The following is a 13,034-nucleotide window of genomic DNA, read 5'->3' on the forward strand; positions in this document are numbered from 1 at the left end:
CGGGCCCGGCGGCCGGTCGGCTTGCCGCAGGCGGGGTACGGTCCGGTGGCGCACCGGTTAGGTTGAGGGCATGGCCGAGGTCGAGCGCGTCGCTGCGGAACTCGCGGACTTCCGCAGACGGGTCGAAGAGCTGCGCGCCGCACGCGCCCTGCCCTCCACCGAGCGGCTGTCCGTCCTGGACGCCGCTCTCTTCGAACTCCAGCACGTCGTCGACGTGATGCTGCCCCGCCTCGAACGGAGCCTGCCGGCGGAACGGGACAACGGCGCCCGGCGGGCCGCCGAGGAACACCAGCTGCTGCGCGCGCTGTTCCAGCGGTTGCCGTTCGCGGTGGTGCTGCTGGATCCGGACGCGGTGATCCGGCGGCTGAACTTCGCCGGCACCCGGCTGTTCGGCATGCGCGCCGGCTACGCCGCGGGCCGCCCGCTGACCGCCTCGCTCGCCCCCGAGGAACGGGCCGCCTTCCGCTCCCAGGTGGCCGCGGTCGCCCGCAACGAGGGCGACCGCAGCCTGGTCGTACGGCTGCTGCCGCCGCCGGACGGGGTCCGGCGCGCGGACGAGTCGCTGCGGGCCACCATGACGGCGCTGCGGCCCCAGGGGGAGCCGGGCACCTCCGTCCTCACCGTCTTCCTCACCGGCCCGGAGGCGCCGGCGGCGGACCGGCCCGGAGGCGCGGAGCGTACGGAGCGTACGGAGGTCGATGCCCCGGGCCGCGCGGCGGAAGCGGACCGCACGGGTGACACGGACCGCCCGGCGAATCCGGGCCGTACCGGGAAAGCGGACCGTGCGGGGGAATCGGGCCGGACGCGGGAATCGGACCGCACGGACACGCCGCGGCCCGGCCTCTCCGAGGTGACCCGCAACACCGAACTGATGGACCTCCTCGACGACATGACCATGGCGCTCCTGGAGTCGCCGCGGGAGCCCACCGCCGTGCTCGACCGGGCCTGCCGGGTGCTGCGCGGGCGCTTCGCCGACTGGGTGACGGCCGATCTGGTGACCCGTGGCGGGGGACCGTTGAAGCGGGTGGCGGTGCACGGGCCGGAGAGATCCGGGCCGTACGCCGGGGACGAGGCGTACGGCCCGGCGGCGGACCCGGGCGGCTCCGGCGGCCCGCACCCTCAGGACACCCTCACGGCCGTCCTGGCCGCGCAGTTGCCCGGGGACTGCCCGGTCGTGGTCGAGGCGGCCCGCGCGGGCAACGCCACCCTCCAGGTCCGCCCGGAGGATCTCGGTGCGTTCGGTCACGACGCCGCGGGAGCGCCGATCCTGGCCCGCGCCGAGGTGACCTCGCTGCTGTGCGTGCCGCTGCAGGCGAGGACGGGGCCGGTGCGCGGTGTCCTGTCGCTGCTGCGCACGGGCGGGCGGCGGGCGTTCAGCCTGGCGGAGGCGGGGGCCGTCGACCGGCTGGCCCGCCACCTGGGGCGCGCGCTGCACCCCTGAGCCCCGGAACCCTCTACGGGCTCCTGAGCCCTTGCCGCTCTTGCCTCAGGCCGCTTCGCGTTCGCCCACCTGGTCGCACAGCCGGGTGCAGGTGCGGTTGATGAGCCGGGAGACGTGCATCTGCGAGATGCCGAGCCGGTCGGCGATGCGGCTCTGCGTCATGTCGCAGAAGAACCGCAGGTAGAGGATCTGCCGTTCACGCTCGGGAAGCATCTGCAGCTTGGGCCTGACCGCCTCGCGGTCCACGACGAGGTCGAAGCCTGGCTCCGGGCCGCCGAGGGTGTCCACGATGGCGTATCCGTCGTCCGCGCCGGGCAGTTCGGCGTCCAGGGAGAGCGTCGAGTAGCTCTCCAGTGCCTCCATGCCCAGCAGGACCTCCTCCAGCGTCATACCGGTGTGGCGGGCGATGTCCCGGGCGGCGGGGCGGTGGTCGTCGGGCGCGTGGGTGAGCTCCAGCGTGGCCGTACGGACGCGGTTGCGCAGTTCCTGGACGCGCCGGGGCACGTGCAGGCCCCACATGTGGTCGCGGAAGTGCCGCTTGACCTCGCCGACGATGGTCGGCACGGCGAAGCTCTCGAAGGCGCAGCCGCGGTCCGGGTCGTACCGGTCCACGGCCTTGACCAGGCCGAGCGAGGCGACCTGGGTCAGATCCTCGGTGGTCTCCCCGCGGTTGCGGAACTGCCGCGCGAGACGTTCGGCCATCGGCAGCCAGGCACAGACGATGCTCTGGCGCAGCGCGTCCCGCTCCGGCCCGTCGGGCAGCGCCGTCAGCTTGCGGAAGTCGGCGCCGGTGTCCGGCGCGTCGTCGTGCGGGTGCTTCTTCTGGGTGCGGCGCGGGCCCAGCGGGCGGTCGGCGGGCCGGCCGCGCGGGGTGCTCGCGAGATGAGGTGTGCGTACAGAGGGCATGGTCTCGGCTCCCTGATCGGTGGACTGGGGTCCTCCGCGGGAGCGCAGCCGGAGTGCACGCTCGGAGAGCAGGTTCGCTCCCACGGGCGTGCCTCCGGTCCGAAGCACACGGATCGCGTGCCCGGAGCCGGTGCCGGTAAACGCCTGTCGGGCCGAATCGGCCGCGGCGCACACCGGTACGGGAGGTTTCCGGCCCGCGGGTCAGGTAACCCGTGCGGGACGGCCTGCTGCCCCCGGTCACCGGCCGGGCGGCCGGGCCGGCCGGCGGTGTACGCACACCGGCGCACCCCCTGCGAGCGGCGCGAAGCGGCAGGAACGAGCACGAGCCCCGGGTCCACGCCGAGACCGAAGAGGAGCCCTCCGTCACCATGAAAGTCGAGCGGCTGGACGTCACCGCCTACACCGTCCCCACCGACGCGCCGGAAGCCGACGGCACCCTTGCCTGGGACACCACCACCATCATCGTCGTCGAGGCCCGCTCCGGGACGACCACCGGCCTGGGCTGGACCTACGCCGCCGCCGACGCCGGCTCGGTCGTCCGCGACCTGCTCGCCCGCCCGGTCCTCGGCCGCTGCGTACTGGACGTCCAGGGTGCCTACGAGGCCATGAGCCGGGCGGTGCGCAACGCCGGCCGGCCCGGACTGGTCGCCTGCGCGCTGTCCGCGGTGGACATCGCCCTGTGGGACCTCAAGGCCCGGCTGCTGGAACTGCCGCTGCTGCATCTGATCGGCGCCGTGCGCAGCGCGGTGCCGGTCTACGGGTCGGGCGGGTTCACCACGTACCACGACACGCACCTGGCGACGCAGTTGAACGGGTGGGTGCACGGGCAGGGCATCGAACGGGTCAAGATCAAGATCGGCGAGGAGTGGGGCCGGGCCGTCGAGCGCGACCTGTCCCGCGTCCGCAACGCCCGTGCGGCCATCGGACCGCGCGCCGAGCTGTACGTGGACGCCAACGGCGCGTACACCCGCAAACAGGCCGTACGGATCGGCCGGGCCCTGGCCGACCAGGGCGTCGGCTGGTTCGAGGAGCCGGTCTCCTCCGACGACCTGGAGGGCCTGCGGGTCGTCCGTGACCTGGTGGTGTGCGACGTGACAGCCGGCGAGTACGGCTACGACCTGCCGTACTTCGCGCGCATGGCCCCGGTCGTGGACTGCCTCCAGATCGACGCCACCCGGTGCGGCGGCCTCACCGTCTGGCTGCGCGCCGCGGCCCTCGCCGAAGCCCACGGCCTGGAGGTCTCCGCCCACTGCGCACCCCACGTCCACGCCCACCCGGCCGCCTGCGTACCGAACCTGCGGCACATCGAGTGGTTCCACGACCACGTACGCATCGAGTCGATGTTCTTCGACGGCGGCCTGGACCCGTCCGGCGGCACGGTCCATCCCGGCGCGAAACAACTACCGGGCCACGGACTCCAGTTCCGTCATGAGGAGGCTACGCCGTATCGGGTGTTGTGAGGGGGCGGGCCGCACGGGCGGGCGGCCCGATGCGCGGCCACCAACTCCCCTCGGTGGGCGCCGTGGTGGCATCCGGAGGCGCGAAGACGCAGAACTTGTTGCCTTCGGGCTCTCCCAAGGTGGCGGGGCTGGCCACACAAACCACCCCGGGACTCAGATGGCTAGGGGTTTCACAACCTTGGCCCTCTCGTAAAGCGCTTGAGCCAGCCGGTTCTTGACGTACGGGCGGATCTTCGTCCGCATCACTGCGATTCGGTGGTCGCACTGGCCTGACCGCACGTGGGGGTAGATGTCCAGCACCTTGCCCCACGTTTCGCACGCTGCCTCCAGGTGCCCGATCTCCAGCTGTCGCTCGGCCATGATGGACAAGAAACGGGAGCGGTTGCGCTGGAATGATCGATGCCGAACCGCGTCGGACTCGCCGAGAGCCACGATGGAACCACGCACGTCCCCCAGCTCGTACTTCACTTGCCCAACGTGGTAAAGCAGCGACGAGGGGTTGTAGGAAGCGAAGGTTGTTGCGCGAGATTCCGCTTTCTCCATGGCAATCTCGGCTTCCTTCATGTACGACAGCGCGTCGTGCCGATTGCCTGTTTGCGCATAAGCATGTGCTTGTTGACCCGCCAGGAAGGCCCGCATCCGCGGTCCTGCCTGAGGGGACGCGGCGGCCGCGGCATCGGCGAGCCGCAACGCTTCCGCTCCGTGCCCAAGGTCAACAGCTTGGACGCTCATGCCGCGCAAGGTGGTGCAGTACGTAAGGTGATCGTTTGCCGCTCCCGCAAGTTCGAGCGCCTTAATGTAGTACTGCTGTGCGAGATGATGTTCCCCTTCATCCACGGCCATGTAGCCAGTCAGGTAGCACAGGTCGGATGCGGCGGATCGCATCGCTGCCCGGACTTCTTCCGTTCCGGCTGCGTTCAGTGCAGGGGCCACAGTGTTGATCAGGAAACTCGCTGCCATGGGGCGCGCATAGCGTCCCCCGAACTCGTCATCCAGGTCTGATACACGCTCCGTCATGGCAACGACCATCTGAACGTCAGCCATGCCGATCCGCGCCGTTTTCCCAGTCTGTATACCTTCGGCCCTGGCAACAACGTCAGGCCACCCAGGAATCGTCAACGCGACGGAGAAGAGACCAGCACCGAGCACACCACGCCGCGACGGGTCCACGTCCGTCCTCCCCAGCTCGATCAGCCCTTCCACCGTACCCGTCGGCTCGGACGCCTGATCGATTGGATCGGGAAAGCCCGCTTCACTTCGTGTGATTCGGCGGTTCAGCCGACGGGTGAATGCTTCGACGACGAGGGAACGGACCGACTCGCGCGGCATCGTGCCACCGAGCCAATGATGCACAGCACTGCCGTTGTATCGCAGGGGCGTTCCCCTCTCGGTACCCGCGCGATTCACGGCTCGCGCGCACTGATCGAACGTCCAACCGCTCTCCGTGAACAGCCTGCGCAGCTCGGTATTTGCTGTCCGCGCCATGCTCAACTCCCGGTTTAAAGGCTTTAAACACGTGCTTCCCGGCCAACGGTACCCGCACTGCCCGTAGGGGAGTTGACTGGTTGAGCAAACGCTACGGCTCGCGCGCTCCCCCACACCCCGCTTGGCGGACTTCGCGGCCTGATCATGCACCAACGCCCCCAGGAACGGTGACCACAAGTGACCAACCCCCACCCCACGCCCGCCAGGGAAGCCCTCACCCGACTCATGAACTCGTGCGGACGAGACGGCGTGCTCCATATGCGCACCAGTGGCAGCAGTGCCGCTGCCCTCAACATCCCCCAGGCCGAAGGTACGACCATGGCAAACCCCGCCCCCGTGCCGACCCGTATGGAAATTCAGATCACCGGCATCCGGAAGCACTTCGCCGAGTGCGTCACCGAGCAGGACGACGGCGAGATGTGCGGCGGTCGCTCCTCCGACTGGGACAGCCCCCTGCCGGCGAACGCGTGGATTCGCGCCCACTCCGACGTGGAGGGGCACACGAAGTTCAAGAAGCACGCGGAAGAAGACGTCACCACCTTCACGGAGCCTGCGAGGGTCAGGTGAAAGAGCGGCGGATTGTAGTGACTGCCTTCCGCTCGCTTGTGGTCGCTGCCGCAGCGCTGTTCGGGCCGCTCTCACCCGCAAATGACCCGCCAAGACCCCCGTCCGGAAAACCCCACCTGGGCGGGTCAGGGGCGCCGTAACGGGATAAGAACTCACAACGGCGCCCCCGCCTGAACGCCCGTCCGGCTGCTCTCGTTGGAGGACGGCCAGCAGCCGGACAGGCCGACGCACAACAGGGAGGCACCGCACATGCGAGAGCCACACGCACTACTCACCTTTGCTGCATTCGGGGGTGCCGTCACAACGGTGATTGACAACAACCCCGGCATGGACGGGGCATGGACGCGGAAGAGGCCCGGCAGGTGGACGCCACGTTGAGGCTCCTGGGTATCCCTGGCATCGTCGCTCCGGAGGATCCGGACAACGCGGCAGGGGTTTGGCGCGTGTACGACAGTCCCGTTCCCAGTACGCGGAAGGACACCACCGCTGACATCCTGGCGGCTGTTGTCGCCCAGTTCAGGGAAGCCGGCCCCGAACCGCTCCGGCGCGCTGACGGTGGGCCTACGCGGGGCTCCATCATCCCGCCCAACGGAAACTGACCGCCCGAACCGGCCCTGTCCCGGCGTCTCTCCCTGAGACGCCGGGCAGGGCCCGTGTGCAAGTCTCACTGCTTGGGTGGCCCCGTGAACGGCAGAGGCCCGGGCGCGGAACCCCACATTCCGTGCCCGGGCGCTCCTCCCCACTGCCCCGTCGCCCGCCCTGGCGTTTCCGGGGCCTTCTCCGTGGCCGCTCGGCCGGTCACCGGGTACCTGCCCGGCGGCCGGTCAAACGTCCCGATGTCGCCGGGCGGTGCCCAGGGGCGGTCAGCCGGTGCGGGCGCGGGCTCCGGAGCGGGTGCGGCCGGAGGCGACCCAGCGGCGCGGGTGGCGGCGCAGGTACTCGCCCTCCAGCTCCGCCATGCGTGCGTTGTGGGTGGCCAGGGCGTCGGTGGAACCGTGCAGGAGGGTGTCGTGGCGGGTGCGGTGGATGGTCTCCAGCTCGCGCAGCAGTTGCTGTTCGTCCAGCCGGGCGGGCGGGACTCCCGGGGTCGCGGTGCCCGGTGCGGCAGTCGGCGTCTCCGTGGGCCGCGGGGAGTCCGTGGGCGTGTCGTGGGACGGCATCGGGGGTTCTCCCTCCGTGTCGGGTGCGTCCCTTCGGGTACCCGCTGGCACAACCACCCGGACACGTCCGGCGGCAGGCTCGGAGCGAGCCCCGGAGGCAGGCATGGAACTCGGATTCCTCACCCCACTCACTACCAGGCCGGGCCCCGGCCCCGCGGGCCGTTCCGGTACCTCGGACCACCCGGTCCGCCCGGTCGCCTCCTTCGATCGTACGAGGACCGCTGCGGCTCGGCGCGGCGACCGGCACCGCCACAGGCTGTACGGCGCCGTCGGCGCTCTGGCGCACGATGCCCCGGGGTGACGGGCCCCGGGGCGCTCCCGTGCCCCGGGCCCCGGCTCCTCCTGCCGCCCGCCGGCCCGACCGAGAGAAGGCGAACAGCCATGGCACAGTTCGTAAGGGACGTCATGACCCCGGACGTCGCGGCGGTCCTGCCGGACGCCTCGCTCGTCGAGGCGGCACAGCTGATGCGCGCCCAGGACATCGGGGACGTCCTGGTGACGCAGGACGGCGTGCTGCTGGGGGTGGTGACCGACCGGGACATCACGCTGCGCGCGGTGGCCGACGGGGTCGACCCGCTCGCCGTGTCCTGCCGCTCGGTGTGCACCCCCGAGCCGGTCTGCGTCGGCCCCGACGACCACATCAGCGAGGCGGTCGTCCTGATGCGTACGAACGCGGTGCGGCGGCTTCCGGTGGTCGAGAACGGGACGCCGGTGGGGGTGATCAGCATCGGTGACCTGGCCCGTGCGCAGGAACCGGACTCGGCGCTCGCGGACATCAGCCGGGCCGCGCCGGACAGCTGGCCGGACATCGGGAACGGGGGGCCGGGGATCGCCTGAGAACGGAGACCTGAGTCCCCCGTAGAACGGAGACCTGAGTCCCCCGTAGAACGGGGACCCGAGCCTCCCGTGCGACCGACCCGACCGACCCGACCGACAGGAGCGGCTGCCGATGAAGCGGACGACACGGGGAACGGTGGGGCTGCTGTATGTGCCTCCTTCTTCGGGGTACAGGTGGCCCATGCGAAAGCTGCTGAGTACCTGGGACCGCGAGATCTTCGACAGCGTCGCGTCACGGCACTGGCCGGGCGCGCAGCGCGTGCTGCCACGGCTGACGCGCACCGCCGACCACGGGCTGCTGTGGATGGGGATCGCGGCGGGCGCGGCCGCCCTCGGCGGGCGGCCGATGCGCAGGGCCGCGCTGCGCGGGGTGGCGTCGCTGGCCGCGGCGTCGGCGACGGTCAACACCCTGGGCAAGCGCTCGGTACGGCGCAACCGGCCGCTGCTGGACGCGGTGCCCGTCATACGGCAGCTGAACCGGCAGCCCTTCACCACCTCCTTCCCCTCCGGTCACGCGGCGTCCGCCGCGGCCTTCGCCACGGGGGTCGCGTTCGAGAACAAGTGGTGGGGCCTGGCGCTGGCGCCGGTCGCCGCCTCCGTCGCGTTCTCCCGCGTCTACACGGGCGTCCACTACCCCGGTGACGTCCTGGCGGGAGCCGCGCTCGGTGTGGGTGCCGCCCTCGCGGTGCGCGGGCTGGCGCCGACCCGGGCGCAGCTGGCGCCCCCGGCGCGGCCGGCGGCCGACGCGCCCTCGCTGCCGGGCGGCCGCGGGCTGTTCGTGGTGGCCAACCACGCGTCCGGGCAGCGCACCGGTCCGCGCCCGGACCGGGTGCAGGAGGTGCGCGGCGTGCTGCCGGAGGCCGAGGTGGTGCTGTGCGGCGACCCGGAGTCCCCGCCGATGGACAAGGCGCTGGAGCAGGCCGCGGAGCAGGCCAAGCAGGCGGGCGGCGCGCTGGGGGTGCTGGGCGGCGACGGCACGGTGTGCGCCGCGGCGGCGGTCGCCGTACGGCACGGGCTGCCGTTGGCGGTGCTGCCCGGCGGCACCCGCAACCACTTCGCGTACGACCTGGGCATCGAGACGCTGACGGACGCCGCACGGGCGGTGGAGAGCGGCGAGGCGGTCGCGGTGGACCTGGCCGGGTTCCGTACCGCGCCGGGCGAGGACCCCACCTATTTCCTCAACACCTTCTCCGTCGGCGCGTACCCGGAGCTGGTGCGCGTACGGGAGGAGTGGGCGGGCCGGATCGGTGCCTGGCCGGCCGGGGTGCTGGCCGCCTGGAAGGTGCTGCGGACGGCCGATCCGGTGACGGTGGAGGTGAACGGGAAGCGGCGGGAGGTGTGGCTGCTGTTCGCGGGCAACTGCGCGTACCGCGGGCTGGGGCTGGCGCCGGTGCGCCGGCACGACCTGGCGGACGGCGTGCTGGACGTACGGGTGGTGCACGGCGGGCGGCTGGCCCGTACGCGGCTGCTGACCGCGGCCCTGACGGGCGCGCTGCGGCACTCACCCGTGCTGAGCGAGTCCCGGATGCGCTCGGTGCGCCTGGGCGGCCTGACGGAGGGCAGCGTGCTCGCGTACGACGGTGAAGTGTCGCCCGCGCCGCGCGAGTTGACGATCTGCAAGGAGAACGAGGCGCTGACCGTCTACCGCCTGCTGCCCGAATGACGAGACGGCGTTCTCATCATGCGGTTGCCCGGCGTAGGGTGCTGACACCTGCCGTCCGGGAGCGCGAAGGAGCCGTCCGCCATGCCGCACGAGTCCGCCGTCCACATCCAGGAGCACCGCGGATCCGCCGCCCGCACCCCGGGCCACCGTGAGACCGCCGTGTACACCCACGGACACCACGAATCCGTCCTGCGCTCGCACACCTGGCGCACCGCCGCCAACTCGGCCGCGTACCTGCTGGACGCGGTCGAGCCGCACATGGAGATCCTGGACATCGGCTGCGGCCCCGGCACCATCACGGCCGACCTGGCCGCGCTGGTGCCGGACGGCCGGGTCACCGGGCTGGAGCACGCACCGGACGTACTGGAGCAGGCGCGGGCCACCGCCGAGCGGCGCGGCCTGAGCAACGTCCGCTTCGTGACCGGCGACGTCCACGCACTGGACTTCCCGGACGGTTCCTTCTGCGTCACCCACGCCCACCAGGTCCTCCAGCACGTGGGCGACCCGGTCCGGGCGCTGCGCGAGATGCGGCGCGTCACCAAGCCGGGCGGCCTGGTCGCCGTACGGGACGCCGACTACGCCGCCATGACCTGGTACCCGGAGACCGAGGGCATGGACGACTGGCTGGACCTCTACCGCAAGGTCGCCCGCGCCAACGGCGGCGAGCCGGACGCGGGACGGCGCCTGCGCGCCTGGGCCCGGGAGGCCGGCTTCGCCGATGCCGCGATCACCTCGACGGCGAGCGCGTGGTGCTATGCGACGCCGGAGGAACGTTCCTGGTGGAGCGGCCTGTGGGCGGACCGGACCGTGGCCTCCACGTACGCCCGGCGGGCGGTGGACGGCGGCCACGCCACGGAGGCCGGGCTGCACCGGATCGCCGCCGTGTGGCGGGAGTGGGGCGCGCAGGAGGACGCCTGGTTCAGCGTGCTGAACGGCGAGATCCTCTGCCGGGTGTGAGACGCCCGCCGGGCACACCCCCGCACGGGGCGTGACCCGACCGCCACAGCCGGCACGAACTCTCCCGTCCCACCCGGTATGAAGAATGCGTGACGAGAACGCACGGACCGGCCGCCTTGGCCGTACTGGCACTCCTGGCGGCGGGCTGCGGTCCCCAGCAGCCCGCCGCGGGACGCCACGGCGCGACCACCGGGCAGCCGGCACGGGCCGCCGCGCCCGGCGGCTTCACCCTCCTGGCCACCGGTGACGTGCTCCCGCACACCGAGATCATCGAGCAGGCCCGCAAGGACGCGCACGGCCGCGGCCACGACTTCGGTCCGATGCTCGCCGGGGTCCGGCCCCTGGTCTCCGGTGCCGACCTCGCGATCTGTCACATGGAGACGGTGTACGGCGAGGACGGCGGCCCGTTCACCGGCTACCCCGCGTTCAAGTCGCCGCCCCAGGTCGCCGCCGCGCTCAAGGCCACCGGCTACGACTCCTGCTCCACCGCTTCCAACCACACCCTGGACGACGGCCCCGCCGGAATCCGCCGCACCCTCGGCGCCCTGGACGCGGCAGGCGTACGGCACGCCGGCTCGGCCCGTACCGCCGACGAGGCCGCCCGGCCCACCCTCCTCAAGGCCGGACGGGCGAAGGTCGCCCAGCTCGCGTACACCTACGGCACCAACGGCATCGCCGTACCCGAAGGACAGCCCTGGTCGGTCAACCTCATCGACCGGGACCGGATCCTCGCCGACGCGCGGGCCGCCCGGCGCGCGGGAGCCGACGTGGTCGTGGTCAGCCTCCACTGGGGCACCGAGTGGCAGCAGGAACCCGACGAGCAGCAGCAGACCCTCGCCCAGGCCCTCACCGCCGCCCGCACCGGCGGCCGCCCGGACATCGACCTCCTGCTCGGCACCCACGCCCATGTCCCGCAGGCGTACGAGAAGGTCAACGGCACCTGGGTCGTGTACGGCATGGGTGACCAGCTCGCCGGCTACATGTACAACCCGCAGGGCGCGGTCGACTCCCGCGGCAACCAGAGCTCGATGGCCCGCTTCACCTTCGCGCCACCGGACGCGGCGGGCCGGCGCTGGACCGTAACCAAGGCGGAGTTCACGCCGCAACTCACGGATGTGGGCCAGGCGTTCCGCGTCGTACCGCTGGACGGCAGCGCGCCCGGCGGTTCGGCGCACGCGCGGGCCAGGAACGCCGTACGCGAGGTGGTGCTCTCCCGTGGCGCCGCCGACGACGGTCTGACGACGACCGGTTGACCGTCCGGCGGATCGGCCGGTCCGGTTGACCGACCGGCGGGCCGGGAGGGCCTACCGGGCCGCGCCCCGATTCCGCCCACGCAAGCATCGGGATCCCGCGGAATCATCCAACTGATCGCGTACGGCGAGGCACCCCAACTACGCTCGTTCCATGGACATTCTGGGGACCTCATTGCGGGTGTGCGTGACCGACCTCGACGCGGCGATCGGTGTGTACGAACGGCTGACCGGCGCGCAGGCGATGCGCTTCGAGCACGGCGGCGTCTCGGTCGCGGCCGTCGGCTGCTTCTTCCTGATGAGCGGCCCGGAGGCACAGCTGGAGGTGCTCAGCAAGATCACCGCGACGCTCGCGGTCCAGGACGTGGACGACGCGGTGGCCGACCTGACGGCGGTCGGCGCCCGGATCATCGCGGGCCCGCTGCCGACGCCGATCGGCCGCAACCTCGTCGCCGTCCACCCGGACGGCTCGGTCTTCGAGTACGTCGACCGGAAAGCGGCCTGATGTCCGGCACTCCGGCCCCGGCGGCCGACTTACGCCCCCTGCACCGCGCCGTGCTGGACACCGCCACCGAACTGGTGGGCCGGGTGCGCCCCGAGCACCTCGGTCTGCCCACGCCGTGCGCCGCGTGGGACCTGGGCGAGCTGGTCGCCCACATGACGGGCCAGAACCTCGGCTTCGCCGCCGCCGCGCGTGGACAGGTCACCTCGGCCGCCGACTTCGCGCCACGCCCGGCGAGTGACGCGCCCGGCGCCGGGTTCGCGGCCTCGGCACGCGAGGTGGCCGCCGCGTTCGCCGAACCGGGCGTGCCGGCGCGCCGGTTCGCGCTGCCCGAGCTGGGACCGGACGTCACGGTCCGGGCCCAGCGGGGCATCGGCTTCCACTTCGTGGACACCGTCGTGCACACCTGGGACGTGGCCCGGTCCCTCGGGACGACGGTCACCTTTCCCGCCGAGATCCTGACGCCCGCCCTGGAGATCGCCCGCGCGGTGCCCGGCGGGGCGGCACGGGAGCAGCCGGACGCCGCCTTCGGGCCCGTACGGGAGACATCCGCCACCGCCCCCGGCCCAGCGCCCGCCCTGGACCAGATCCTGGCCCTCCTCGGCCGCTCCCCCGCCTGGCCGGACGGAGACCGGACGGGCGGAGACCGGACGGACGGAGACCGGACGGACACGGCCTGACCAGCCGGAATCCGGCCGGCCGAGCCCGGACGGCCTGCCGAGCCCAGTCGGCCGTACCCCTCCTGCTCCCTCATGCTCCGCACCCCGCCCATCCGCCCGTCCGCCCATCCCCCCATCCGCCCGTCC

General features: G+C 72.3%; 13 protein-coding genes. 10 read left to right on the forward strand and 3 right to left on the reverse strand.

The features are described from left to right. Positions 1-70 precede the first annotated feature (70 nt). On the forward strand, positions 71-1,441 hold the full coding sequence (locus OEIGOIKO_RS06420; protein ID WP_125052632.1) for a PAS domain-containing protein: 1,371 nt from the start codon (positions 71-73) through the stop codon (positions 1,439-1,441). Between the two features lie 45 nt (positions 1,442-1,486). On the opposite strand, the gene OEIGOIKO_RS06425 is transcribed toward OEIGOIKO_RS06420, so the two are convergent. Next, positions 1,487-2,347 (reverse strand): SigB/SigF/SigG family RNA polymerase sigma factor, encoded by an 861-nt coding sequence (locus OEIGOIKO_RS06425; RefSeq protein ID WP_246177238.1) that lies wholly within the window; start codon positions 2,345-2,347, stop codon positions 1,487-1,489. Between the two features lie 368 nt (positions 2,348-2,715). Here OEIGOIKO_RS06425 and OEIGOIKO_RS06430 point away from each other — a divergent pair, with 368 nt between their 5' ends. Then, positions 2,716-3,807 (forward strand): enolase C-terminal domain-like protein, encoded by a 1,092-nt coding sequence (locus tag OEIGOIKO_RS06430; RefSeq protein ID WP_125052635.1) that lies wholly within the window; start codon positions 2,716-2,718, stop codon positions 3,805-3,807. Positions 3,808-3,960: 153 nt separating this feature from the next. Here the strand turns inward: OEIGOIKO_RS06430 and OEIGOIKO_RS06435 are convergent, their stop codons facing one another. Continuing rightward, complete coding sequence (locus OEIGOIKO_RS06435) at positions 3,961-5,292, reverse strand: tetratricopeptide repeat protein (protein ID WP_125052638.1); 1,332 nt, start codon at positions 5,290-5,292, stop codon at positions 3,961-3,963. Between the two features lie 318 nt (positions 5,293-5,610). On the opposite strand from OEIGOIKO_RS06435, the gene OEIGOIKO_RS06440 reads away from it, so the two are divergent. Beyond that, positions 5,611-5,859, forward strand: coding sequence for a hypothetical protein (locus OEIGOIKO_RS06440; RefSeq protein ID WP_125052641.1), 249 nt, complete (start codon positions 5,611-5,613; stop codon positions 5,857-5,859). 338 nt (positions 5,860-6,197) lie between these two features. Then, complete coding sequence (locus OEIGOIKO_RS06445) at positions 6,198-6,458, forward strand: hypothetical protein (RefSeq protein ID WP_125052643.1); 261 nt, start codon at positions 6,198-6,200, stop codon at positions 6,456-6,458. Positions 6,459-6,722: 264 nt separating this feature from the next. Here the strand turns inward: OEIGOIKO_RS06445 and OEIGOIKO_RS06450 are convergent, their stop codons facing one another. Beyond that, the gene (locus OEIGOIKO_RS06450) at positions 6,723-7,019 is read right to left on the reverse strand and encodes a DUF6158 family protein (protein ID WP_125052645.1); all 297 of its coding nucleotides are present in this window, start codon (positions 7,017-7,019) and stop codon (positions 6,723-6,725) included. 381 nt (positions 7,020-7,400) lie between these two features. Between OEIGOIKO_RS06450 and OEIGOIKO_RS06455 the strand changes: the two genes are divergently transcribed. From OEIGOIKO_RS06455 to OEIGOIKO_RS06480, 6 genes are all read left to right on the forward strand, one after another. After that, positions 7,401-7,856, forward strand: coding sequence for a CBS domain-containing protein (locus tag OEIGOIKO_RS06455; protein WP_125052648.1), 456 nt, complete (start codon positions 7,401-7,403; stop codon positions 7,854-7,856). Between the two features lie 181 nt (positions 7,857-8,037). Then, on the forward strand, positions 8,038-9,519 hold the full coding sequence (locus OEIGOIKO_RS06460) for a bifunctional phosphatase PAP2/diacylglycerol kinase family protein (RefSeq protein WP_125052651.1): 1,482 nt from the start codon (positions 8,038-8,040) through the stop codon (positions 9,517-9,519). A gap of 81 nt (positions 9,520-9,600) precedes the next feature. Then, complete coding sequence (locus OEIGOIKO_RS06465) at positions 9,601-10,476, forward strand: class I SAM-dependent methyltransferase (RefSeq protein ID WP_125052654.1); 876 nt, start codon at positions 9,601-9,603, stop codon at positions 10,474-10,476. A gap of 89 nt (positions 10,477-10,565) precedes the next feature. Beyond that, positions 10,566-11,729, forward strand: coding sequence for a CapA family protein (locus OEIGOIKO_RS06470; protein WP_125052657.1), 1,164 nt, complete (start codon positions 10,566-10,568; stop codon positions 11,727-11,729). Between the two features lie 151 nt (positions 11,730-11,880). Continuing rightward, entirely contained in the window at positions 11,881-12,231 is a 351-nt protein-coding gene (locus OEIGOIKO_RS06475) for a VOC family protein (RefSeq protein WP_125052659.1), read from the forward strand. After that, the gene (locus OEIGOIKO_RS06480; RefSeq protein WP_125052662.1) at positions 12,231-12,908 is read left to right on the forward strand and encodes a TIGR03086 family metal-binding protein; all 678 of its coding nucleotides are present in this window, start codon (positions 12,231-12,233) and stop codon (positions 12,906-12,908) included. The genes OEIGOIKO_RS06475 and OEIGOIKO_RS06480 overlap by 1 nt, the downstream gene beginning before the upstream one ends. The last annotated feature ends 126 nt before the right edge of the window (positions 12,909-13,034 follow it).

Origin of the sequence: Streptomyces paromomycinus, assembly GCF_003865155.1 — a bacterium.
Lineage (GTDB): Bacteria > Actinomycetota > Actinomycetes > Streptomycetales > Streptomycetaceae > Streptomyces > Streptomyces chrestomyceticus.

Bases quoted from the DNA above. Each gene is read 5' to 3' on its own strand.
- OEIGOIKO_RS06420 (WP_125052632.1), top strand. From the start codon at position 71: ATGGCCGAGGTCGAGCGCGTCGCTGCGGAACTCGCGGACTTCCGCAGA.
- OEIGOIKO_RS06425 (WP_246177238.1), bottom strand. From the start codon at position 2,347: ATGCCCTCTGTACGCACACCTCATCTCGCGAGCACCCCGCGCGGCCGG.
- OEIGOIKO_RS06430 (WP_125052635.1), top strand. From the start codon at position 2,716: ATGAAAGTCGAGCGGCTGGACGTCACCGCCTACACCGTCCCCACCGAC.
- OEIGOIKO_RS06435 (WP_125052638.1), bottom strand. From the start codon at position 5,292: ATGGCGCGGACAGCAAATACCGAGCTGCGCAGGCTGTTCACGGAGAGC.
- OEIGOIKO_RS06440 (WP_125052641.1), top strand. From the start codon at position 5,611: ATGGCAAACCCCGCCCCCGTGCCGACCCGTATGGAAATTCAGATCACC.
- OEIGOIKO_RS06445 (WP_125052643.1), top strand. From the start codon at position 6,198: ATGGACGCGGAAGAGGCCCGGCAGGTGGACGCCACGTTGAGGCTCCTG.
- OEIGOIKO_RS06450 (WP_125052645.1), bottom strand. From the start codon at position 7,019: ATGCCGTCCCACGACACGCCCACGGACTCCCCGCGGCCCACGGAGACG.
- OEIGOIKO_RS06455 (WP_125052648.1), top strand. From the start codon at position 7,401: ATGGCACAGTTCGTAAGGGACGTCATGACCCCGGACGTCGCGGCGGTC.
- OEIGOIKO_RS06460 (WP_125052651.1), top strand. From the start codon at position 8,038: ATGCGAAAGCTGCTGAGTACCTGGGACCGCGAGATCTTCGACAGCGTC.
- OEIGOIKO_RS06465 (WP_125052654.1), top strand. From the start codon at position 9,601: ATGCCGCACGAGTCCGCCGTCCACATCCAGGAGCACCGCGGATCCGCC.
- OEIGOIKO_RS06475 (WP_125052659.1), top strand. From the start codon at position 11,881: ATGGACATTCTGGGGACCTCATTGCGGGTGTGCGTGACCGACCTCGAC.
- OEIGOIKO_RS06480 (WP_125052662.1), top strand. From the start codon at position 12,231: ATGTCCGGCACTCCGGCCCCGGCGGCCGACTTACGCCCCCTGCACCGC.